The sequence below is a fragment of the Shewanella alkalitolerans genome (assembly GCF_019457575.1).
Taxonomy (GTDB): Bacteria; Pseudomonadota; Gammaproteobacteria; order Enterobacterales; family Shewanellaceae; genus Shewanella; species Shewanella loihica.
In genome coordinates this window covers 3,281,928-3,303,870 of sequence record NZ_CP080422.1, presented here as the reverse complement: position 1 = coordinate 3,303,870, position 21,943 = coordinate 3,281,928, and the positions used below count along the sequence as shown (strand labels likewise).

The 21,943-nt window shown below is 57.4% G+C and carries 16 protein-coding genes; 7 read left to right on the top strand and 9 right to left on the bottom strand.

From position 1 onward, the window contains the following. Positions 1 to 5: 5 nt before the first annotated feature. Positions 6 to 2,396 (bottom strand): PilZ domain-containing protein, encoded by a 2,391-nt coding sequence (locus K0J45_RS14415; protein WP_220043067.1) that lies wholly within the window; start codon positions 2,394 to 2,396, stop codon positions 6 to 8. A gap of 330 nt (positions 2,397 to 2,726) precedes the next feature. Between K0J45_RS14415 and radA the strand changes: the two genes are divergently transcribed. Together radA and K0J45_RS14405 are read left to right on the top strand one after the other, a co-directional pair. Beyond that, positions 2,727 to 4,100, top strand: a complete 1,374-nt coding sequence (gene radA / locus K0J45_RS14410) for a DNA repair protein RadA (RefSeq protein WP_220043066.1) — start codon at positions 2,727 to 2,729, stop codon at positions 4,098 to 4,100. A 26-nt stretch (positions 4,101 to 4,126) separates the two neighbouring features. Then, complete coding sequence (locus K0J45_RS14405) at positions 4,127 to 4,627, top strand: GNAT family N-acetyltransferase (protein ID WP_220043065.1); 501 nt, start codon at positions 4,127 to 4,129, stop codon at positions 4,625 to 4,627. Positions 4,628 to 4,708: 81 nt separating this feature from the next. Here K0J45_RS14405 and K0J45_RS14400 read toward each other — a convergent pair whose 3' ends face one another. Both K0J45_RS14400 and K0J45_RS14395 read right to left on the bottom strand, forming a co-directional pair. Beyond that, on the bottom strand, positions 4,709 to 5,794 hold the full coding sequence (locus K0J45_RS14400; protein ID WP_220043064.1) for a linear amide C-N hydrolase: 1,086 nt from the start codon (positions 5,792 to 5,794) through the stop codon (positions 4,709 to 4,711). 526 nt (positions 5,795 to 6,320) lie between these two features. Then, the gene (locus tag K0J45_RS14395; RefSeq protein WP_220043063.1) at positions 6,321 to 6,689 is read right to left on the bottom strand and encodes a PilZ domain-containing protein; all 369 of its coding nucleotides are present in this window, start codon (positions 6,687 to 6,689) and stop codon (positions 6,321 to 6,323) included. Between the two features lie 284 nt (positions 6,690 to 6,973). Between K0J45_RS14395 and torR the strand changes: the two genes are divergently transcribed. Beyond that, on the top strand, positions 6,974 to 7,699 hold the full coding sequence (torR, locus tag K0J45_RS14390; protein WP_011866600.1) for a two-component system response regulator TorR: 726 nt from the start codon (positions 6,974 to 6,976) through the stop codon (positions 7,697 to 7,699). Between the two features lie 9 nt (positions 7,700 to 7,708). Here torR and torT read toward each other — a convergent pair whose 3' ends face one another. Continuing rightward, positions 7,709 to 8,872, bottom strand: coding sequence for a TMAO reductase system periplasmic protein TorT (gene torT, locus K0J45_RS14385; RefSeq protein WP_220043062.1), 1,164 nt, complete (start codon positions 8,870 to 8,872; stop codon positions 7,709 to 7,711). Between the two features lie 67 nt (positions 8,873 to 8,939). Here torT and torS point away from each other — a divergent pair, with 67 nt between their 5' ends. Together torS and K0J45_RS14375 are read left to right on the top strand one after the other, a co-directional pair. Further along, positions 8,940 to 12,077, top strand: a complete 3,138-nt coding sequence (torS, locus tag K0J45_RS14380) for a TMAO reductase system sensor histidine kinase/response regulator TorS (RefSeq protein WP_220043061.1) — start codon at positions 8,940 to 8,942, stop codon at positions 12,075 to 12,077. 169 nt (positions 12,078 to 12,246) lie between these two features. Further along, a complete protein-coding gene (locus K0J45_RS14375) occupies positions 12,247 to 13,473 on the top strand; it encodes a DEAD/DEAH box helicase (RefSeq protein WP_220043060.1) in 1,227 nt (408 codons plus the stop codon). Positions 13,474 to 13,500: 27 nt separating this feature from the next. Here the strand turns inward: K0J45_RS14375 and torD are convergent, their stop codons facing one another. Genes torD through torE form a run of 4 tightly spaced genes read right to left on the bottom strand, consistent with a single transcriptional unit; the run spans position 13,501 to position 18,044 of the window. Continuing rightward, positions 13,501 to 14,121 carry a molecular chaperone TorD gene (gene torD / locus K0J45_RS14370; protein WP_434086966.1) on the bottom strand — a complete coding sequence of 207 codons (621 nt, stop codon included), beginning with the start codon at positions 14,119 to 14,121 and terminating at the stop codon, positions 13,501 to 13,503. A 44-nt stretch (positions 14,122 to 14,165) separates the two neighbouring features. Continuing rightward, positions 14,166 to 16,652, bottom strand: coding sequence for a trimethylamine-N-oxide reductase TorA (torA, locus tag K0J45_RS14365; protein ID WP_220043058.1), 2,487 nt, complete (start codon positions 16,650 to 16,652; stop codon positions 14,166 to 14,168). Between the two features lie 12 nt (positions 16,653 to 16,664). Beyond that, a complete protein-coding gene (gene torC, locus K0J45_RS14360; protein WP_220043057.1) occupies positions 16,665 to 17,843 on the bottom strand; it encodes a pentaheme c-type cytochrome TorC in 1,179 nt (392 codons plus the stop codon). A 30-nt stretch (positions 17,844 to 17,873) separates the two neighbouring features. Continuing rightward, entirely contained in the window at positions 17,874 to 18,044 is a 171-nt protein-coding gene (torE, locus tag K0J45_RS14355; protein ID WP_220043056.1) for a trimethylamine N-oxide reductase system protein TorE, read from the bottom strand. 508 nt (positions 18,045 to 18,552) lie between these two features. Between torE and K0J45_RS14350 the strand changes: the two genes are divergently transcribed. Then, entirely contained in the window at positions 18,553 to 19,911 is a 1,359-nt protein-coding gene (locus K0J45_RS14350; RefSeq protein WP_144203785.1) for an NCS2 family permease, read from the top strand. A gap of 128 nt (positions 19,912 to 20,039) precedes the next feature. Here the strand turns inward: K0J45_RS14350 and K0J45_RS14345 are convergent, their stop codons facing one another. Continuing rightward, entirely contained in the window at positions 20,040 to 20,468 is a 429-nt protein-coding gene (locus K0J45_RS14345) for a CBS domain-containing protein (protein ID WP_220043055.1), read from the bottom strand. Positions 20,469 to 20,667: 199 nt separating this feature from the next. Between K0J45_RS14345 and dapE the strand changes: the two genes are divergently transcribed. Continuing rightward, on the top strand, positions 20,668 to 21,942 hold the full coding sequence (gene dapE, locus K0J45_RS14340; RefSeq protein WP_220043054.1) for a succinyl-diaminopimelate desuccinylase: 1,275 nt from the start codon (positions 20,668 to 20,670) through the stop codon (positions 21,940 to 21,942). Position 21,943 lies beyond the last annotated feature (1 nt).

Sequence of the window (21,943 nt, the reverse complement as noted above, 5' to 3'; positions counted from 1 at the left end):
GTCTGTTACTCTTTTTGCGGTTCAAGCAGCTCGGGATAGCGCAGCATCACCTCGTCTGTGATATCCAGCAGCTCACCAACCCCTATGATGTGCCACATCAGCTGCTCCAGCTTCTTGGCCTTGTGCTGGGCATGCAGGCCAATATATTCCAGCTCGCGCTTGATATAGTTGATATCTGGCTTACCGGCGGCGCCGCGGTAGACGCGAAGCGCCATGAAGCGTCCCAAGTTCTGGCTCTGCCGTATGAAGTGCAGCTGAGCCTGTTGATCGCCAATCTCCCTTGGTGGTACGCATTTTATCTTGATGCGTCCCTGAGACTGGCGGGAGATCTGCACATAGGTCTCGAAAAACTCGAGTCCGTGTTGCGGCTTCATCTGGCGTATCGGGGTGATGAAATCCTCTTTGAGGCGCCCCTTGTCCAGCAGGGCACTGAGGTCATATTTCAATGCCTCCTGGGTGGTCGCCGCGAAGAGATCGGCAATGGCGTTGGAATGTTTGCTCACCCCTAATATGCTCAGCTTGGCCGATTTTGCCGTCTTCTCGATGAAGTAAGGGACGGAGGCCAGCTCGCGCATCAGCAGGTTCTTCAGCCCGTCGGAGAGCTCCTTCATGTCGCTGTTGGCCTCGGTCAGCTTTCTTAGCTTGTCGCGGTTGGCCTCGATGAGGCGGCTGAGGAAGGCGACGCCGACATGGGGCGTGTGGCCGACCATGGCGGCGAGGTGTATGGTGACGCCGTTCTTGCGGGTGCGGATCAGCCGATAGGGCAGCTGCGCCAGCCGCGTCTTACCCGCCAGATGTTGCAGCTTGGGAAAGGCGACCATCACAGGGGCCGTGGTATCGAAGTTGGCCGGCTCATCCAGGGTGACCTGCAGCCCCTTGCCCGAGATATCTAAGGTGAAACCGTGGTGAGTCTGTTTGCCCTGGCTGACGGTGACCAGGGTCTTGAATGAGAAGCGCGCCTCGTTGCGCCGCTCGGTAAATTGCAGCGACAACAGCTTGATCTGATCTTCCAGCAGCTTTTCCTGGCCGAAAAGTTTCAATTCGTTGGCCTGATGGCCTTTGGCATCCCAGGCCTCATATTGGGGAAGCACCTCTTCGTTGGTGAGATCGATCAGCTGCAGCACATGGGTGAAGCACTTGAGCTGGGCCTCGGTCAGCGAGGCGTAATAGCTGGAGTCACCGGGTAAGATACTGGATTTATAGGAGATCTCATGGTCTATCTCATGACTGGCCAGCTTGAAGATGCGCCAACTGGCCTTGGTGGCACCAAAGCGCAGGAAGAGGCCCAGCAGATCGCTCTGTTTTAGCTCGGCCAGGCTGGCGGAATAGAAGAAGATCGCCCCCTGAGCCTGAAAGGTAAAGCAGAAAAACAGATTATGTTCTGGGTCTTGAGGCGCATTAAACAAAGCCTGTAACCGCTCATGGGTCAACATGCCGCCGAGCTGGCTGACCGACTTCTCGTCGACAAAATACTGCTGCAGCTTCTGATTGTCGCGGCTCAGCAGCTTGTGGGTGATGCGATGTTGACCATCCTTAAGCTCCACATACAGCGGCAGGTGCGGCAGATGGGGCAGATAGTGACGCTCGAAGCCCAGCCCTGTGGCGGCCACCAGTATGTCGTTGATATCCACCTTGTAGCGAAACTTGTAGCCTTGGATCAGGTTGGCCAGCATGTCCGACAGGGCGTCGCTGCCGCCGACGCGCTTGAGACGCATCCAGCTGAACTCGTGATTGCTCTCGACATCGACCACCTGATACTCCACCCCTTTCTGCAGGTCATCGAAATAGTATTCGGCGCTCAGCTCCAGCAGCTTGACGATAAGCGGCTGTTCAGGATTGAGGCCGTGATCTACAGGTAGGCGAATGCGGGCGCCGCCGACCGAGAGGTCGACCGTGATCCCTTTTACCTCGCTGCGCCCCGGCTGCAGCACGCCGATGCGGATCGCATAGTTCATCCGCTCTTCGGCGCGATTGAAGTAGCTGCCTAAGATGGCGCCGCTGGCCACATAGGGGGTGAGGGCAGTGTCGGCCCCTTGATCGCCTTCGCGCGCGCGTTGCCGGCGCAGCTTATGCCCTTCGATCACCTGCTCGTATACCCCAAGGGTGTACTGCCCCTGATACAGGGCCAGGGACTGAATAAAGTTCTCTTTCGCCGGCGCATCGATAAAGTGAGTCTGGGCGCCGCTGCTAAAGGGCGCGCAGGGCAGTTCGGATCTGTCCCTGAGATCGATAACCCGGGTACAGGGAGAGGAGAGGCGGTTGAGCTCCATCTTGAGCAGAAAACGGGTCGAATTAGACTCGCCTGAGGTCAGATGTTCAAACAGCTCCTGGAAGTTGGTTTCCATCAGCAGGGGTTTTAACTGTTCGATCAATGCCTTATGTTGCTCTAGACTCATGGATTATATCTTTTCGACTCATAGTGGATGGCGCGGCTTATCTTATTGTGTCGGCAGCTCGGGTAAAAACTTGATAGCCTTTTGTTTATTCAGCACAATTTGCTAACGCTGCGGCGGACACTGTGGTTGGAAGCCCTAACGCCAGTGTAAGGCATTTTCGCTCCCTTGTGGGAATCATTTTACTGTAGAGCGATAGCGCGGATTGGCGTATGCACACTACAGCCGCTCTAGATACTCATGTAGAATGCCTGCATGGAAAAGGGCCTTTCTGGTCTGTGCGAGCAGGTGCAGGAGAGTCCAGACATTGATGAGATGACAAACAGTTAAGCTATGGCGAAGAATAAAACAGCATATGTGTGCAGCGAATGTGGTCAGGACTTTCCTCGCTGGCAGGGGCAGTGTAATGCCTGCGGCGAGTGGAACACCATCTCTGAGGTGAGGCTGGCACCGACTAAGTCAAGCGCCGGCTCGGTGGCCGGTTATGCGGGGGCCGTCGGTGGTGGCTCGAAGAAGCTTAGCGAGGTGGAGGAGTTCGAGGCCAAGAAGCTGCTTACCGGCATTGGTGAGCTGGACCGGGTGCTGTGCGGCGGGCTCACCACGGGCTCGGTCAACATCATCTCGGGGGATCCCGGCGCCGGTAAGACGACCATTTTGTCGGATCTGGTGTCGCGCATGTCCCAGCTGATGCCCTCGCTCTACTGTACCGCCGAGGAGTCGCTGTCGCAGTTTAAGAACCGGGTCAATCGCCTCAGGCTGGACTGCAACGAGGAAAACCTCTACCTGATGGCCGAGACCAATGTGGAGGCGATCATCGCCGAGCTGGAGGCCAAGCAGGTCAAGTTTGCGGTGATCGACTCGATTCAGGCCGTGGTGACGGACCTAGCCAACGGCAGTCCCGGTTCGCCATCCCAGGTCAAGGGCAGTGCGCAGGCGCTGACCCAATACTGTAAGCAGAACAATGTCACCATGTTCTTGGTCGCCCACGTGAACAAGAACAACGAGACGGCAGGCCCGCAGACCCTGATCCATATCGTCGACTGCCTGACGCATCTCGAGTGTAACGACGGCCAGGTGCGCACCCTGAGGGCCAACAAGAACCGTTTCGGCGACGTGGATACCGTAGGCATCTTCAGGATGACCGAGCGGGGCATGATAAGCGTCGATAACCCCAGCGAGATCTTCCTCTCGGGCTCGACTACCGAGTCTCCCGGGGCGGCCATCACCTGTATCCGCAAGGGCAATCGCAACCTGTTGCTGGAGATCCAGTGCCTGACCACAGAGGCTGAGGGGGAGTTTCCCCAGCGAGTCTGTGTTGGCCTGAACATGAACCGTATCAAGATGCTGACCGGGATTTTACGTAAACATACCCGCACCAAGATCTATCACGACACCTATTTCAATCTTGTGGGCGGGCTCAAGATAGACGAGTCTGAGACCTGTATCGATCTGGCGCTGGTGACCGCGCTACTGAGCAGCCTCAACGAGTTCGTGGTGCCGCGCACCACCTGCATTATGGGTGAGCTGAGTCTCAATGGCGATGTGCGCCCCATCGACAGCGGCGTGCCCAGGGTGAAGGAGGCGGTGCAGCATGGCTTTACCGAGATCTTCATTCCGTTTCGCAACTATCATAAATCGATGGAAGGTCTGGGCGCCAAGATCAACCCCATCAAGACGATACACGAGCTACTGGAGCTGATCTGTTAAGGTTAACGGACAGCGAGAGGAAACCCATGCATATACGTAGCGAAGCACCCGGCGATATCGCCGCTATAGAAGAGATCACCAAGGCTGCCTTTCTCGAGGCGCCCCACACAGACCATACCGAGCATCTTATCGTTAACGCCCTGAGAGATGCAGGCGCGCTGGCGATATCGTTAGTGGCCGAGGTGCAGGGAAAGATAGTGGGGCATGTCGCCCTGTCTAGGGTAACCATCTCCGATGGGAGCCAAGACTGGTATGGACTCGGCCCCATCTCGGTAGCACCAGAGCGTCAGGGAGAGGGGATCGGCAGCGCCTTGATGGGCGCCGCGCTAGAGGCGCTTGATAACGCAAGTGCCCATGGCTGCGTCTTACTGGGCGAGCCTGAGTTTTATCAGCGTTTTGGTTTTGCCCCCAAGACAGGACTTATTCTGCCCGGTGTGCCCGAGGCTTATTTTCTCGCGTGTAAACTGTGCGGCGAATGGTCTCAGGGCGAGGTGAGTTACCATGACGCCTTTCAGGTAAGGGATTAAGCTGACGGCCCAGATTAAATAACGGGTCAGCTCAGATAAAAAAGCCTCCGATATCGGAGGCTTTTTTGCGCTTAGGGTCTGTTAGCTACACTTGCCAAAGGTTGGTGCGGCGCGACCTTCGTGAGCATCGACTGAGAGGTTTGCACAGACCGGCTCTTTGCCAACGCTAACCTCTGCGAAGTTGAACTTGATCTGATGGCCTTCATACAGGTCTGAGTAGACGGTGTCGCCGTTCTTCAGGTTGTACTGTACGGTGAAGAAGGTTGGGAACACGCCGCCTTCTTCCGCAATCTTAGGACCATCGACGAAAGGTGCCTGGACAGATTGTGGGATGGCTACCGCGCTGTGGAAGGCCAGTAGCTGCGCCGCCATAGTCTGCTGATAGGTCATGTTCTTAAAGTCCTGGCTCTCTGCATGGTGCAGGCCGCGCACATAACGTGACAGTGGCGAGTAATCTGCAGGGAGTTTAGTGCCCAGCGCACTGCGGTCGATTGTCTTAGAGAACTCCAGGTGATCCTGGAACAGGGGCTCGTTGGTGACGAAGCGCAGTTCATCGTTGGTGCTACCACGCCATACCTTCAGCTTACCACCTGCGTTGAGCTGGATGAGGGCCACGTTACCCTCATTATCACGCAGGTTAAAATGCGCAGGTACTAAGTGATCCATGTCCATCAGGGGATCAGAGAAGGCTGGCTGCCATTCGCCTTTGTCCAGGCCGTCGATAGCTTCGGCAACGGTTTTGTAGTTTGAGGTGATGTAGGTGGCGAGCAGGCCGTTGTTGACCGCTGGGGCACCATTATCATTGTCTTTGTGCATTGTCAGGAACGGCTTGCTGGCTTCCTGATACTGACCATGTACCGACAGGCCTTGATCGTTGATGGCATCGTAGGCGGTGCCATGGAAGATAGGGTTGTCAGACAGTGACATTGTCTTGTACTTGGTGGTCCAAGTGGCCTGAGTCTTGTAGCTAGGCGCCTTGGAGCTGATTTCTACGCCAGCAGGAATGATCTTGGCGCGAGCTTCTACGTGAACATCCCAGTCTAGTGAGCGGGCGACTAGCGTGCCATAGTCTGTGGTGGCCGAAACGCTAGAGCAAGCTGAAGCGGTTTGTACTGCACCGATTGTCATAAGCGCGACGATGCTGGCTGCGACGATTGATTTTTTCATGATGAGTGCCTCGTTTGGTTGAACCTAAAATGGGTTGGTTTCTCGGCTAGGTCTTGCCTATGGGTCTAGAATAGGCTCAAAACCTGATAGTTAATAACTAATACCCATTCGATATTCGAATATGTTGGTTTGGTTCGCGCCGAGCTTTTAGGGAGGCTTTTAGCTGTGCTTTGGTAAGCCTTAACGCGCGTTTTTAAATGAGAGGTTAAGCGAGTTGCTAAGAGAGTTATAAAGAGAGTTAAGGAAGTGCTTTAGCGGGTGGCTAAGCGAGTGGTTAGATGGTGGTGGGGGAGGTGAGCTTGCGGTCTATTGACAGGAGAGTATAGGAGTTAATTTATGGTACTAGCATCAGGTAGTGCCAGGGTTAGCAGTCAGCCCAGTGGCTAGAGCGAAGGCAAGTTGCGCCAGATCGAAAAGGGGACCTTAGGTCCCCTTTGTGTTGCTTTCATTGAAGCCTGGTGCGGTCAAGTTAAGTGCGATTGGCTAAGTGCGCTCAAGCTAAGCTCATGGCTGTCAGGAGAGCGCATCAGCCCTGATCATGTACCTCGATAAACATCTTGAGTTCACGGTCGAGCAGAGAGGCATCGCCTGTGTTGAGCTCGAGCATGCGCCTTAAGTGGCTGATGCTGTCGATATCGATATGCAGGCATTCGAGGCCGAGTTGGCCGTCTTGACGGTGGATCAACTGGGTCTCCATGGTGACCTCGACATCCGAGCCTTCCAAGGTGAAACTCAGGAGTATTGGGGCCGGGTTTGGTGCGAACTCTTGGGGCAGCTCGACCAGGGCACCATTCAGGCTAAGATCGTGCAGCTTGGTCGACCACACCTTATCCTCTTGGGTGAGCGTCGCATCGACATCGAAGAAGATGCGCGAAAATTGCCGCCGTTCATTCATAACCTGTCCTAGCCTCAAGTGTGAGCGTAATGTTAATAAGGTAAGCATAAGCTAACATGACCCGAGTGTAAAAATCTTGATTTATATTTAGCTTTAGTGACTTGTGCCAAAATCTATTTGCATTGAGCGTGAGATCTGATAGGTAGCATAGGCCTTAATAACAGGGGCGCCATAGCGGCTAAAAACCGCGTCAGATCTCATAATTGAGATAAGGCTGATATGCAATTATGAAAAATTGTGAATAATAGCCTTAACCTTTATTTAACGCGTCTGGGAGCGGGGTCATGGCCCTAACTTCATTACAACCTTGTGTGCTTGTGGTCGATGATGAGGCGGTGATCCGTGCTCGCCTGAAGGGCTATTTCGAGAAAGAGGGGTATCGGGTGCTCGAAGCCGCCGACGGTGAAGAGATGTGGCAGCAGTTCAGCCAGCAGCATATCGATCTCGTGATGTTGGACATCAACCTGCCCGGCGTCGATGGCCTCAGCCTGACCCGCGAACTGCGCAGCCGCTCCGAGGTGGGCATCATACTCGTGACCGGGCGTGACGAGGCGATCGATAAGATCATCGGCCTGGAGATGGGCGCCGACGATTATGTGACCAAGCCCTTCGAGCTGCGTGAACTCCTGGTGCGGGTGAAGAACCTGCTCTGGCGTATCTCTTTAGTGAAGAAGGCGCAGCAGCAGGCGATTGCCGAGCTGGAGCGCTGTGACGATCTTATCGAGTTTGAAGATTACAGTCTGGCCCTCAACAGCCGCAGGCTCTCCCAGGGTGAGGCGGTGATCAAGCTCACCAAGGCTGAGTTTGAGCTGCTTAGCGCCTTCGTGCTGCACCCACAGCAGGTGCTGAGCCGTGAACGCCTGATGCAGCTGACCAGCCACCGTAATCAGGATGTCAACGACAGAACCATAGATGTGATCATCCGCCGTCTGCGCAACAAGCTACATGCGGAGCTCTTCGTTACCGTCCACGGCGAGGGCTATCTGTTCTCCGCAAAAGTAGAAGATTAGGGTAGAAGGCTAGGGTTGAGGAGTCGCCTTAGGCGCCTCGACCCGGTAGATGGGGTAAAAGTCCGCCGGCGCCAGGCTGTCGGTCAGCTGCTTCATTTGAATATTGTCTGGAGTGAGCCCCTTTATCCTGGGGCCGATATCGCCAAAGGGGGCTGCGCCCTCGAGTTCCCGCACCACCACATCTATCGCTAACTTACCCTGCAGCACCACCTGATCGTCGCTACTAAAGGCGACCCTATGGCGGTAAAGGCCTCGCAGGGTGGCGGGTGAGAGATAGCTGCTTACCAAGGCAATGCCTTGCGCTGTGTCCTGCTGCGCCAGGGCGCCGATGGCGGCCTCGATGGCCACGGCGCTGCCGAGTATATAGTCTGGCCTGTGATCCTTGAGCAGATGGTGTAGCTGATCCCGATAGAGATCGCGATTGTTATCGGCGTGGCGGTTGGAAGAGATGGTCACACTGCTGCCCTTAAGCGCCTCCATGATCCCTTGCTCGACCCAGGTGCTGCCGCCGAGTTTCTCGGGGCCGAGCAGCAGGGCCAGCTGCACAGCCTGGCCGGTCTTAGCTAGCTCAGTTTTAGTCTGGCCGGTCTCTGCCTTGGGCGACTGTGTTGCCGTAGTGCGATGAATAAAATCGCCGGCATGCCAGCCCATCTGATACCAATTGACGCCTATGCGGGTGCTCACCAGGGGGCTGTCGAGGCGGTTGACTAGGGCCAGCATGGGCTTGCTTATCTGCCCCTGATAGTGCTTCAGTAGCTCAGGGTCCACAGTGCCCAGCAAGATGGCGTCGAAATCGGATTTCATGCAGTGTTCCAGCTGCTCGAGCTGTTTCGCCTTGCCATAGTAGCTGCCGGCCTCAAACAGCTCTAGGGCGACTCCCAACGTTTGCGCCCGGGTCACCAGGCCATAGTCTATGCCAATCCAGTAGGCGTCTTTGAGGTGGGGCACCAGGGCGCAGAGTCGCCAGGGCCGTTTCGCCACACTCAGGGGGCGATAGGTGAGCGACTCCACCTGCTGGAGCTTGGCGTTATAGGGGGTGCGCTGCTCCAGTGACCAGGTCTCAACTGCATTGGCCGTCACCGATATCGAAAAACTGGCGGCGATTGCCAGCCCATGGAGGCCAGCCCAGAGGGAAAAGGCGCGGAAAAAGGGAGATTTATTATGCTTCACCACAGGGCACTCAGTATAATGTAACCAGACGCATGTCATTGATTCATTGTAACAGTTAAACGGGAGCCATGTGGGCGCTTTATCACTCTCGGGGAAAAGTTTAGTCGGCCGTCTCATGCTGGCCTTTAGCCTGCTGGCGCTGCTCTTGCTCATGCTGGTGAGCCTGGGCAGCATATCCCTCTACTGGGTGAAGGCCGCCGACAAATACCTCTATGAGGAGGCGCTGCCCGCCTCGGAAGCCGCGCGCCAGTTGATGCAGTCGGTCAGCGCCATGCAGGAAAACGCCCAGGCCTTAGAGCGGGCCCAGGAGGAGGCGGAGCGCGCCCTTCTCGGGCGCAAGCTATCCATCGAGAGCAGCAACCTGCTCGGAGCCATCGCCCGCCTTAAATCGCTTAACCTTCAGGGCGACAGCCAACTAGGCCCCAGGGCGGCCGAGATCATCCACGACCTGACTCAGCTAGGCCATCAGGTGGGCGAGCGTCTGGCCCTCGCCAAGCAGCTCAAAGGCGATGGCGAGGCGTTGGTAGACGCCTCCGGACGGGCTATCGAGTTGCTGGAGGCCGAACTGGCGGTCGTCGATTCCGCCGTGCTGGCCAAGCTGAGCCTGGCCTATTCCGAGGTCGCCGGCACAGCACAGAGCGGCTATCTGCTCGATACCATCATAGAGAAGGATCTCGATATTCAGGCGCGTCTCAATCGCGCCCTGGCCCTCATTCATCACCTGGCGCTGGTGGGTCAGCTGCTGCAATCGCCTGAGCAACATCTGGGGCTCAGTAAGGTACTGGTGAGCATGTCGCGGGTGCTGACCGAGCAGGGCGGCGGCGAGTATCGATTGCAGCCAAGTGAGGCTCTGGGCGGCATGCCCGGCAATGAACCAGCCAGTGCCACGAGTGAAGTTATCCTTGGCATCAATCAACCTAATCTTATGCCGATCGAGCTGCTCAAGGGCGTGGTGCGAGACCCTGTGCGAGCCACCGAGCTGGCCCATGAGCTGACGATACTGCGCGGCGTCGGCGATAAACTCACGCTGCAGCGCCGCTATGCCAGGGTGCTCGCTTCCCAGATGGCGCAGCTTCAGACACTGAGTGACAAGCTGACTCAGCTCAACACCCAGGTCGATGCGGCCATGACGGCCCAGCAAACCCAGGCGGAGCAGGCCAGGGGAGATTTTCTACGTCAGCTCTTCTGGGCCAAGGCGGGACTCTGGGGCACGGGGTTATTGATGCTGGTGTTGATCCTGATTGTGGTATATCGGGTGATCTACAAGGGGATCGCACTTAGACTGCACGAGGCGACCGACGCCCTGTCACGGCTGAGCCGAGGGGATACTCAGGTGGCGCTGGACCCCCATGGGGACGATGAGCTGACTGCAATGGCCTCGGCCATCGATGCCTTCAAGCAGAAGACAGATCACAATCAGCGTCTGCAAACTGAGCTGCAGGAGACGGCCGATGAGCTATCGGCCCACAAGGCATCGCTTGAGACGACGGTGCAGGAGCGTACCCAGGAGCTGGCCCAGGCCAATCGCCGCCTAGATGCCGAGGTGCAGGGCCATGCCCAGGCGAGACAGATGGCCGAGGCGGCCGACAAGGCCAAGTCCCTCTTCCTGGCGACCATGAGCCATGAGATCCGCACCCCCCTCAACGGCCTGCTCGGCACCCTGACTCTGCTGGGGGAGTCTGAGCTGCCCACGGCCCAGAAGCAGATGCTGGCCCTGTCTCAGTACAGCGGCGCCCTGCTGCAGACTGTGCTGAACGACATCTTAGACTTCTCCCGCCTGGAGCAGGGCAAGCTGAGCAATGAGCCGCGCCCTGTGGCTATCAACGAACTGCTCGACGAGGTGGTCTCCATTATGCTCGCCGGGGCGGGCAACGCCGGCCTGTCGCTGCGTCTGGAGCGAGACCGCCTCCCCGAGTGGATCAACATAGATGGGCCCAAGCTGCGCCAGGTGCTGTTTAATCTGCTGGGCAATGCCATCAAATTTACCCCGGCGGGGGAGATCCGCCTGCGGGTGAGCCAAGCAGGGGCGCGGCTTAAGTTTACCGTGAGCGATACGGGTCTCGGGATTCCCGAAGATGCCAAGGCGAGATTGTTTATCGCCTACAGTGCCCAGCCCAATCAGGGACGCAGCCGTGGCACTGGCCTAGGACTAGCGATCAGCAAGGAGCTGGTCACCCTGATGGGGGCCGGCGATGAGGGGCTCTGGGTCGAGACAGAGGTGAACAAGGGCAGCACCTTTGGCTTTAGCCTGCCCTTGGAGGCTTGTGAGGCGCCCGTGTTAAGCGCTACCGATATCATCCCTCAGGTCGCGCCAAAAAGAGTGCTGGTGGTGGAGGATAATCAGGTCAATGCCATGGTGGCCCAGGGCTTCCTGGCGCACCTTGGCCACGAGGCGGTTTTGGCGCCGAGCTGCGCTGAGGCTTTAGCCGTCTTTGAGCGTCAATCGCCAGGGTTCGATGCCGTGATGTTGGATATTCAGCTCAGCGATGGCTCTGGCATAGATCTCCTGAGTCAGCTTAGGGAGCGCGCTGCGAGCGATCTGGTGTTTGCCGCCTTCACCGCCCAGCTACAACCACAGGATCTCGAAGTTTATCGTGAGGTAGGATTCGATGAGATCTTGGCCAAGCCGCTCAACATGCAGGCCCTGATGCGCTGGCTAGGGCGGGCGTCCAAAGCATCGACTCCAGTTGTCGAAGAGGCTGAAGAAACAGAAGAGGCCGAAGCTGTAGAACGAGTCGAATCTGATGAAACGTCGGCGAAGGCTTTAGCGGAGGATAATCCTCTGTTGGATGCTCCTCTGCTGAATGACCCTTTGCTGGCTGCTCCTCTGCTGGATAGCGCCCAGTTTCAGGGGGATCTCGACTGTCTCGGCGAGGCGGCCATGGCGCAGATGCTGAGCCTCTATCTGTCCTCCAGCGAGGCGCAGCTGACCAAGTTGGAGCAGCTTGTCGAATCCACGCCTGAACAGAAAGCTGAGCAGGCAGCCGAACAGAAAGCCGAGCAGGCCGCTGAGGATGAGAATGAGGTGTGTCGTAAGCTGCTCCACGGCCTCAAGGGCAGCAGCGCCAACATGGGCATGATCAGGCTGACAAGGCGTTGCCAACAGCTGGAAAAAAGCGAGCTGCAGGCGACTGATATTAGCGGGCTCAGGCAGCTGTGGCGTGACTCGGTCGCCGGCTTCGAGGCACAGCTAGCATTAACGCAATAGAGCAGCTAGCATCAACGCAATAGTGCAGCTGGCATCAATGCAATAGCGGAGCTAACAAAGCGGCGTATTAGGCGCCTGAATCTGCTAGAGCCATGGGCGAAATCTGCTACACTTGCGCCCCATTGTTAACCATCTACTCACAACAGCAACTAAAGCGGGATCTTCACCTATGTTATTTTCTCAATTGTCTCTGCCTCAGCCGCTGCAACAGGCGCTGGAAGCCTTGGCATTTAGCGAGGCGACTCAGATCCAGGCCGAGGCGATCCCCCTGGTGCTGAGCGGCGTGGATCTCATGGCCTCGGCCCAGACGGGCACGGGCAAGACGGCCGCCTTCGCCCTGCCTATCCTGGCTAAGCTGATGGGCCTCGAACGGGTCGAGGGCTTGGATAAGCAGCCCAGAGCCCTGGTGCTGGTGCCCACCCGCGAACTGGCGCTGCAGGTTCACCAGGGGATCTCAGATCTCGCCCGTTTTACCTCGCTGTCGGCGGGGCTGGTGTATGGCGGCGTCAGCATTGAGGCCCAGTGCCAGCAGCTTGCTGCAGGCGTCGACCTGATCGTCGCCACCCCAGGTCGTCTGCTGGACCTGCACAGACGCGGCGCCGCCAAGCTAGATAGGGTGGCGCACCTGGTGTTCGATGAGGCCGATCGCATGTTGGATATGGGCTTTGCCGACGAGATAGCCGAGCTGATGGCCCTGTTGCCGAGCGAGCGCCAGACCCTGCTGTTTTCAGCAACCCTGGATGACAAGGTGCTTGCACTGAGCAATAGCTGGTTAAAGCAGCCCAAACGCATCGCCGTCAGCCCGCAGAACAGCGCCAGCCAGGATGTCGAGCAGAAGGTCTATGCGGTGGACAGCGAGCGCAAGTTTGCCCTCCTGTCTCATCTGATCAACAAGGGGGATTGGCAGCGGGTATTGGTGTTTAGCCGTAAGAAGGTGGCCGCCGACAAGCTGGCCGCCCGCCTATGTGAGCAAGGCATCCAGGCCAAGGCGTTTCATGGAGATCTGGGCCAGGGCGCACGCGAGCAGGTGCTGGCCGATTTCCGCCGTGGAGAGATCAAGGTGCTGGTGGCCACAGATGTGGCGGCGCGGGGGATAGATATCGAGTCTCTGGACTATGTGGTCAACTATGAGCTGCCCTATGTGGCCCAGGATTATGTGCATCGCATCGGCCGCACCGGCCGTGCGGGTAAGCAGGGTGTCGCCGTGACCCTCTACTGCGAAGAGGATGCCTTGCTGCTGGAGGAGATAGAGGCGCTGCTGGATAAGCGTCTGCCTCAGCAATGGTTGCCCGGTTTCGAGCCGGATCTCACCAAGGCTGACCCCAATCCCCGTCGCAATGGCAAGGCGGCGCAGAAACGCCGCGCCAAGCGGCGCGGTCAAGGTGGCAGACGCTAGTAGCTTTGGTGTCAGGCGCCAAGCGCCTCACTGTCTAAGTGCTTCACAATCTAGGCGTACCCAGGTTTGGGTGAGCCTGGCGAGGGCCTGATAGAAGCGGCCTGGGTCTCTGTCACTCACACGCTTGGCGAACTCGGCTAGCCAGGCATCCAGATATTTAGCGATAAAACGCTGTTGCGCTTTGTCGTCCAGGCTGGTGGCCTGCTGGGCGACATAGGCCAAGATCACCGAGATATGATCGGCCGGCTCGGGAAAATCGCTCTGCACTCCCAGCTTGCTCTGCTTGAGCTGGGCAAGCATCTCCTGATGCTGAGGGCCGAATAGCAGCGGTTGCTCCTCATCGCCTTCAGGCGTCAGATAGAGGCCTGCATAGGGATTGGCGCTCTGCTTGCCACCCACCAGAAACAGGCCGCAATAATCCGCGGCTAGATTGAGCAGGGAGGGCTCGTCGCCCAGACCAGCCAACACCGCCTGGATGGTGTTCACCTCAGGCGCCAGCCTAGATTCCTCTGCCAGCAGGTCAAAGAAGGCCTGCGCCTCGGCACTTTGCAGGCTCTGTCGGCGCTGATGATCTATCTCTTTGGCAAACAGATCCGACAGCAGACGGTAGACCCTGGCTCGCGCCTGGTTGGCTGGTGTTTGATAAATCGATGGCTTGTTCATCTTAAATCTCCTTTGACCGCTAGCTTATTTTAGCGGCTGATCTCTATGGGGCCGCTGAAGGCGCTGACTTCTGGGACCTTACCGCTGAACTTCTCGAACTCCACCAGACAGGTATAGGCGGCGCAGGCCTGTGCCAGCTTAGAGCTGCCGATATCCTGGGTCAGGGTGTTGGGGTCGCCGTAGCTGCACAGGGCGCCTATTTCGTTACCGCCTTGCTTGCTGCCATCCTTGCCCACAGGGCCATACCAGGCACCCTCGTGGATACGGATCACGCCCTGAGGGAAGCGGTTCGATACCCGGGCGCCCGCCAGTAGCTGACCCCTGTCGTTGAACACACGTACCAGGTCGCCATCCTTGATGCCGCGGGCCTTGGCGTCCAGCGGATTGAGGTAGACAGGCTCGCGTCCCTGGACGGTATAGGTCTCGCGGTACTCCTGGGATTCACACATCTGCGAGTGCAGACGCTGATCCGGGTGACAAGACTGCATCCAGATGGGGTACTTGTCTGAGCCTGGGCCGCCGTGGCTGCGCTCGCTCTTCTCCATCCAAGTCGGGTGGCCGGGGCAATCGTCGTAGTTAAACTGGGCGATCTTACGGCTAAAGATCTCGATAAGGCCTGATGGCGTGCCCAGCGGGTTGATCTCAGGGTCATCCCTAAAATCGCTGTGGCGTGTCCAATTCTCTCCTTCACCGAAGTGCACATAGCCCTGCTGCCAGAAGGTGTCGAACTCTGGCATCTCGAACTTACCTGCGTTGGCGGCCTTACACTCGTCGTAGAGCTTTCTCAGCCAGTCCATCTCGGTCAGGCCGCGAGTGTATTGCTTCTCTTTACCCATGAGCGCCGCAAAGCGGGTGAAGATCTCAAAGTCCGACAGGCTCTCGTATAGGGGCTCGACCATCTTCTGCATCGCCAACACGCCGCGGTTGGCATAGCTGCCATAGACATCGATGTCGTTGCGCTCGAAGGTGGTACAGGCCGGCAGCACTATGTCTGAGAAGCGACAAGTAGCCGTCCAGTTCACGTCTATGGTGACCACACATTCCAGCTTGTGGAAGGCGCGCTTCATCTTGTTTCTGTCCTGGTGATGGCTCCAGGGGTTGTTGCCCGAGAACACCATCATCTTGATGTCCGGGTAGGTGACCTTGCTGCCGTTGGCATCTATGGTCTTGCCCGGTTCTAGTATGGCATCTATCCAGCGCGCGACTGGTATGGTGCTGCTGGCCCCCTTGAAGTCGGTGCTGTCAAATAGTGCCTTTTGGCCCTCATCTAGGTTGCGTGGGAAGGCGCCCGGCGCCGCCGCACCCGACGAAGGTACGCCTATGCTGGAGTAGTGGTGGCCATAGCTGATACCGCCGCCCGGCAGGCCGATTTGGCCTATCATGGTGGCCAGTACTGCCGCCATCCAGTAGGGCTGCTCGCCATGCTGCTGACGCTGGATGCACCAGCCCATCATGATCTGGGTGCGTCCCTTGGTGAGCACCTTGGCCAGATCTTTAATGATCTCGACACTCACGCCTGTGATCTGGCTAGCCCACTCTGGGGTCTTGGCCACGCCGTCTTTCTCCCCAAGCAGGTAGGGGAGGAACTGGTCGAAGCCCAGGCTGTAGCCGTCGATGAAGGCCTTGTCGTGCAGATTTTGGCTCACCATCTCGTGGGCGATACCCAGCATCAGGGCCACGTCTGTCTGAGGGTTGATGTAGAGCTGCTCGCAGCCCAGGTATTTCTGGGTCTTGGTGACCACGGGATCTATGCTGATCACCCGGATCTTACCCTGAGCCACTTTTTCTTTCAGCTGCGCCAGATAGGCGTAAGACTCGTGAGTCTCGGCGTTCCAGCCCACCTGCAGGTTCTTATAGGGGTCGTTCGACCAGAGCACTATGGTGTCGCTGTGCTCGAGGATCAGCGGCCAGGAGGTGCCCTGGGCGTAGACCTCGGTGGAGCCGAGCACGTAAGGCAGAATCGTCTGTCCGGCGCCGGTGGAGTAGTCGCCCACCTTCTTGACGAAGTTACCGTGCATTCCTACTGCGCGCTGCATATGGCTGGTGGAGGAGTGCAGCTGACCCGTGGCGCGCCAGCCGGTTTGGCCCGCATGCAGCCCTGACGGGCCATACTTGGTCTGGATCTCATCGAGTGAGTCCTTAAACAGCGACAGGGCCTTGTCCCAGGTGACGCGCACGAAACGGTAGTCGCCGCGCTCTAAGGTGTTGCTCTTGTGCCCCTTGAGCAGGAAGTCGAGGCGTACCATAGGGTAGCGCACGCGGGACGGGTTATAGACCAGCCCCTTGACCCCATTGATCATATCGGTGGGGTATTTATCCAGGTCGAAGGGGATCACCTTGTCGATGACGCCGTTCTTGCGAGTCATCTTAAATGCGCCGAAGTGGGAGCCCGTGGTTTTCCACACTTCATCCGTACCTGTGCTGGCCAGGGCGTTGAGCGGCGCCAACAGCGATGAGCCGCTTAGGGTGACATAGGAGCTGGCGGCGAGGCCTTTGAGAAAATCTCTTCTGTTCATGATGCTATCCTGTTAGTGCGCTGAGGTGGCAAAAGTCGATGAATGTTCTTGCAGGTATTTCTGCACCAGTGCCTGGGTGTCTTGGTCCATGTTGACGAAGGCGATCATTCCCTGAAACATGCCAGGCCAGGTGTTGGCGTCGAAATGGGCCTCATCGGGCTGGGTGTGACAGACACTACAGCTGCTGGAGTAAGTGTCGCGGGCGTAATCCCAGAGTGGTTGCAGGTCTTTGACCAGATAGTCGCCATCCACCCAGATCTGCGCCTCGACGCGCTGCCAGATCAGGCCGGTGAGCGGGTCTTGCTGCTCTTCGAACACTTGCATCACGCCAGGCTCTAGGGCGGCGTCTTTCGACAGTTGTGCCGAGAGGATGTTCATGCCGAAATCGAAGTAGATCACCCGGCCTGCGCCTATCTTCTTGCGCCAGCCATCGATACCTACCTTGGCGCGTTGACCCTTGACCTCAAGCACCTTCACCTTAGTGGCGATGTTGAGTGTGCCCGCCTCGACGTCTGTCTTCTCGTTGAAGAACAGTGGCTTGGTCAGGGCGCTGAAGTAGCTTTCGCCGACTAACAGACTGCTCTCGCCAGAACCTACCTGGGCGATAAGCTCAGGGGCGCGTGAGGTACCCATGTCAGGCAGCTTGTGGGCGATCCCCTTGTGGCAGTCGATACAGCTCTGATCCAACTCGGCGGCGCGTTTCATCTGCTTCTGGGCCAGCTTGGACATCTCGTCCCACTTCATCGAGTCATAGTTGTGGCAGTTCTTACAGGCGAGTGAGTTGTCGCGATCGAAACGTTTCCATTCACGGCTCGCCATCTCCAGACGCTTGGCCTCGAATTTCTCTTCGGTGTTGACGGTTTGCAGCAGCCAGCCCCACATGTCGTGGGAGGCCTCTATCTTGCGGCCGATTTTACGGCTCCAGTTGTGGGGCACGTGACAGTCGGGGCAGGTGGCGCGCACGCCTGAGTGATTCGACCAATGCACTGTGCTTTGCAGCTCCTGGTAGGGTTTACTCTCCATGCTGTGGCAGCTGATGCAGAAGGCTTCTGTGTTGGTCGCCTCCAGGGCGGTGTTGAAGCCACCCCAAAAGATGATGCCCATCAGGAAGGCTGACAGGCTAATGGCGCCAAGGGTGAGGGTTTTGGCGGGTTTGTTGAGGGTACGCCAAAGGGTGATAAACCACTTCATAGCAACATCCTTTCTCAAGTTGGTAATGTGTTAATGGGCGACGACGCCGCCGAAGGCCTGGATCATCCAGATGATGAAGCCATAGGCGCTGATGCCTGTGACGGTCAGCATCGGGAAGAGCAGCACTATGATGAAGCCGAGGGCTCTGAGCTCTTTGGATTTATCCTGATCTCGTGTTTCGCTTATTGGGTGTGATGGCATGACAGACTCTCTTAGTTGATCTTTGTCTATGCATGCATGGTAGAGGAGGGATGTGAATGGGGGTGCTGCCTGGCATGAACCAAGGGTGACAAGTTATGAAAAAATATGAATAAAACTGAGCCTGGCGGTTTGATGGTGAAGAGTTCGTTTTTAACTATCTGATATTAAATGAGTTAACTGAGTGTTCTCTTGCGCGTATATCCCATGGTTGTCGCGGTATCTCAGGCTAAAAAGGCCTTCGCACGAAAGTTGAACAAAAGTTTGGCGAATTGTTAGCTTGCTCTAGTTTATGTCACAGTCTTTGCTGTAGAATGCGCCGCCAACAAAGGCTGTGTTATGGGTAAGTGTTTGCTTACCTTAAAAGGTCGGTATCTCCTCGGTTACCGATCTGCAGGTCACGTAAGGTACACCAATAAGTACCCAGTGGATCTCTCACCCACAGACATCTGTCGTGGGGCTCTAACTTGCCACAGCCTTCCAAATTAAGAGATCAAAAAAGGTAACTACTATGAAGTCTGAACAGACTCTCGCTGCACCCGCTGTACCTGCAAGCTCCCTGCTTGACCGTTATTTTGCCATTACCGCCCGCGGCAGCACGCTGCGCCAAGAGGTGATTGCCGGCTTAACCACCTTCCTCGCCATGGTCTATTCGGTGATCGTGGTTCCAAACATGCTGGGCGCCGCCGGTTTCGATCCCGGCGCCGTCTTCGTGGCCACCTGTTTGATTGCCTCCTTCGGCTCCCTGCTGATGGGGCTGTGGGCTAATCTGCCTATGGCGATTGGCTGCGCCATCTCACTGACCGCCTTTACCGCCTTTAGCATGGTGCTGGGCCAGGGGATCTCGATTCCCGTGACCCTGGGCGCCATCTTCCTCATGGGCGTGGTCTTCACCCTGGTGAGTGTCACCGGCGTGCGTCAGTGGGTACTGACCAACTTGCCTAAGGGGATCGCCCACGGTACCGGCATAGGCATCGGCTTATTCCTGCTGCTGATCGCCACCAATAGCGTGCATCTGATCGTCGCCAACGACGCTGGCCTGCCGGTGAAGCTTGGCGATATCCACAGCCTGCCAGTTATCGCAACAGTGATTGGCCTAGCGGCCACCATAGGCCTAGAGCGCCGCGGCGTACCCGGTGGCATTCTGCTGGTGATCATCGCGCTTTCTGTATTTGGCCTGGCGTTTGACCCAAGCGTGACCTACCAGGGTTTATTCGCCCTGCCTGATTTGATGTCAGATAAGTCGCTTATCGGTCAGCTGGATATCATGGGCGCCCTCAACCCTGTGGTGCTGCCTATTGTGCTGGCGCTGGTGATGACGGCGATCTTCGATGCTACGGGCACCATTCGCGCGGTGGCCGGTCAGGCGGAACTGCTGGATGAGAAAGACAACATTGTCGGTGGCGGTAAGGCGCTGACCTCAGATTCCATGAGCAGCATCTTCGCAGGCGCCGTGGGCGGCGCGCCGGCGGCCGTGTATATTGAGTCGGCGGCGGGAACCGCGGCCGGTGGTAAGACGGGCCTGACGGCAACAATCGTCGGCGTGCTCTTCCTGCTGATGGTATTCCTTGCGCCGCTGAGCTACCTGGTGCCGGCCTATGCTACGGCGCCGGCGCTCATGTATGTGGGCCTCTTGATGCTGAGCAACGTGACTAAGCTGAACTTCGACGACAAGGTCGATGCCATGGCGGGACTGACTTGCGCCGTGTTCATCATCCTCAGCTGTAATATCGTTACCGGTATCATGCTGGGCTTCGTGACCCTAGTGGTTGGCCGTCTGGCCAGCGGTGAGTGGCGCGCGCTGAAACCTGGTGTGTTAGCCATCACTATCGGTCTGGTGGTCTTCTACATGGGCGGCTGGGCTATCTAGAAAGTACCGAGTCAGCAGCTTTGAGCCGCAGCTCAAATAACACAAACCCAGGTCATTTGACCTGGGTTTGTCGTTTAAGGTTGTCGTTCGAGGCTGATAAGCAAGGCATTTTACAAAACTGGCGAGCACTATTCCTGTTGGGGAACCAGATCATCATGGCAGAAGGCGCGCAGCAGATCTTTCCAGGTGATGATGCCCACTATCTTGCTAAATGCCATCACAGGCAGGCAGCCGATGTCGTGGGCCAGCATGAGTTGCCCGGCGGTCTTGATGTCGGCCTCGGGGGCTATGGTGATGGGATCCCGGCTCATCACCTGATGGGCGCGGCGCTGCAGGGTATCGCTGTCGCGCTCCGTCTCGCCTATGCTGCCGATATGGGGGCTGAGGGTGCGCAGATAGTCGCGCTCAGATAGCACGCCTTGCAAGCTGTCGTTCTCGATCACCAGCAGATGATGAAAGGGGGCGCTGTCAAAGATCTCTTTGACTATGGTAAGCCTGTCGTCCATCTCTATGGTGACGACCCTGGTGCTCATGATCTCCGATACCCGTGTTGCCATGGCAGACTCCTGAGACTTAGGGGGAGGTTGACTGAGTTTTGTAAGGTTCTCAGTGACTTTGGTGAATGTTCACCCTGTTTCCAGTTATAACAGATAAATGAATGTTCAACAAATGACCATCTAAATTTCACATAAATGTCATGGGTTTGCCCTTTAATGATTGGGTTTATCTTAGTATCAGGGCAAAAAGATGAAATCCATGCCATTGGCATCCCAGGCCAGCCAGTCCGACCCTTTCTATGTCGATCCCAGTCATTTGCAGCTCAGCCAAGGCAAGCATAATCAAGACGAGTTAAGCCGGGAAGAGCTAAGCCGGGAAGAGCTCAGCCAGCACAAGGCGGTGCGTTACTGCCGTGAGCTGATGCGCCGCCCCTCTATCACCCCGGAAGATGCCGGTTGCCAGCAGTGGCTGGGGGAAAGGCTTGCGGCAATGGGCTTCGACGTCAGTCACTATCAGGATCAGGGGGTGAGCAACCTGTTGGCCTCCTTCGATGAGCGCCCGGCGCAGCTGGCGCTGGCCGGGCATACGGATGTGGTGCCGCCAGGGGATCTGAGCCGCTGGCAGACGCCGCCGTTTGCCGCCACCTTAGTGGATGGCATGCTGATTGGCCGCGGCGCGGTGGATATGAAATCTGGCCTGGCTGTGATGCTGGCGGCGGTCGAGGATCACATCAGTTGTCATGGCGTGCCTAAGGCCAACTGGCAGTTTATCGTCACCAGCGACGAAGAGGGCGAGGCGGAACATGGAACCCGCACCTTGGTCGAGCGCCTCAAGGCTCAGGCCCGTCTGCCCAAGTACTGTGTGGTGGCCGAACCGACCGCCGATAAGCAGGCGGGCGATGTGATTAAGATTGGCCGTCGCGGCGCCATCTCGGCCCGGCTAACGCTCAAAGGCAAGCAGGGACATGTGGCCTATCCCAAGAACGCGGTCAATGCCCTGCATATGGCGGCGCGGGTGATGCAGGCGCTAGAAGCGCTTAGTTGGGATGAAGGTAGCGACGACTTTCCCGGCACTAGCCTGCAGGTGACCCATGTGGACTCGGGGGCGTTTACCGACAACATTGTGCCCGGCAGTTGTGAAATTTGCTTCAACATCCGCTACAGCTATCGTTACAGCGAGGCGGGGATCATGGCGCGGATCCAGGCCTGTCTCGACGGGCTTACCCTGGGGGAGGATGCCATTAGCCTGCGCTGGGAGCGGGGCTGTCAGCCCTATCATACCCAAGAAAATGATGAGCAGAGCCTGATCGCCCAGGTGGAGGCGGCGATCTTCGAGGTCACCGCCAGCTTTCCGCGCCTCTCCACCTCAGGGGGCACCTCAGACGGGCGTTTTCTGTCATCTTCTCAGACCCAGGTGATCGAGCTGGGGCTTCCCAATAGCACTATACATCAGGTCAACGAGCGGGTAGAGCTGGCGCAGATAGTGCGTCTCTACCGCATCTATCGCGCCCTGCTGATGCGCTTTCATGACTAGA

Bases quoted from the DNA above. Each gene is read 5' to 3' on its own strand.
- K0J45_RS14415 (WP_220043067.1), bottom strand. From the start codon at position 2,396: ATGAGTCTAGAGCAACATAAGGCATTGATCGAACAGTTAAAACCCCTG.
- radA (WP_220043066.1), top strand. From the start codon at position 2,727: ATGGCGAAGAATAAAACAGCATATGTGTGCAGCGAATGTGGTCAGGAC.
- K0J45_RS14405 (WP_220043065.1), top strand. From the start codon at position 4,127: ATGCATATACGTAGCGAAGCACCCGGCGATATCGCCGCTATAGAAGAG.
- K0J45_RS14400 (WP_220043064.1), bottom strand. From the start codon at position 5,794: ATGAAAAAATCAATCGTCGCAGCCAGCATCGTCGCGCTTATGACAATC.
- K0J45_RS14395 (WP_220043063.1), bottom strand. From the start codon at position 6,689: ATGAATGAACGGCGGCAATTTTCGCGCATCTTCTTCGATGTCGATGCG.
- torR (WP_011866600.1), top strand. From the start codon at position 6,974: ATGGCCCTAACTTCATTACAACCTTGTGTGCTTGTGGTCGATGATGAG.
- K0J45_RS14375 (WP_220043060.1), top strand. From the start codon at position 12,247: ATGTTATTTTCTCAATTGTCTCTGCCTCAGCCGCTGCAACAGGCGCTG.
- torA (WP_220043058.1), bottom strand. From the start codon at position 16,652: ATGAACAGAAGAGATTTTCTCAAAGGCCTCGCCGCCAGCTCCTATGTC.
- torC (WP_220043057.1), bottom strand. From the start codon at position 17,843: ATGAAGTGGTTTATCACCCTTTGGCGTACCCTCAACAAACCCGCCAAA.
- torE (WP_220043056.1), bottom strand. From the start codon at position 18,044: ATGCCATCACACCCAATAAGCGAAACACGAGATCAGGATAAATCCAAA.
- K0J45_RS14350 (WP_144203785.1), top strand. From the start codon at position 18,553: ATGAAGTCTGAACAGACTCTCGCTGCACCCGCTGTACCTGCAAGCTCC.
- K0J45_RS14345 (WP_220043055.1), bottom strand. From the start codon at position 20,468: ATGGCAACACGGGTATCGGAGATCATGAGCACCAGGGTCGTCACCATA.
- dapE (WP_220043054.1), top strand. From the start codon at position 20,668: ATGCCATTGGCATCCCAGGCCAGCCAGTCCGACCCTTTCTATGTCGAT.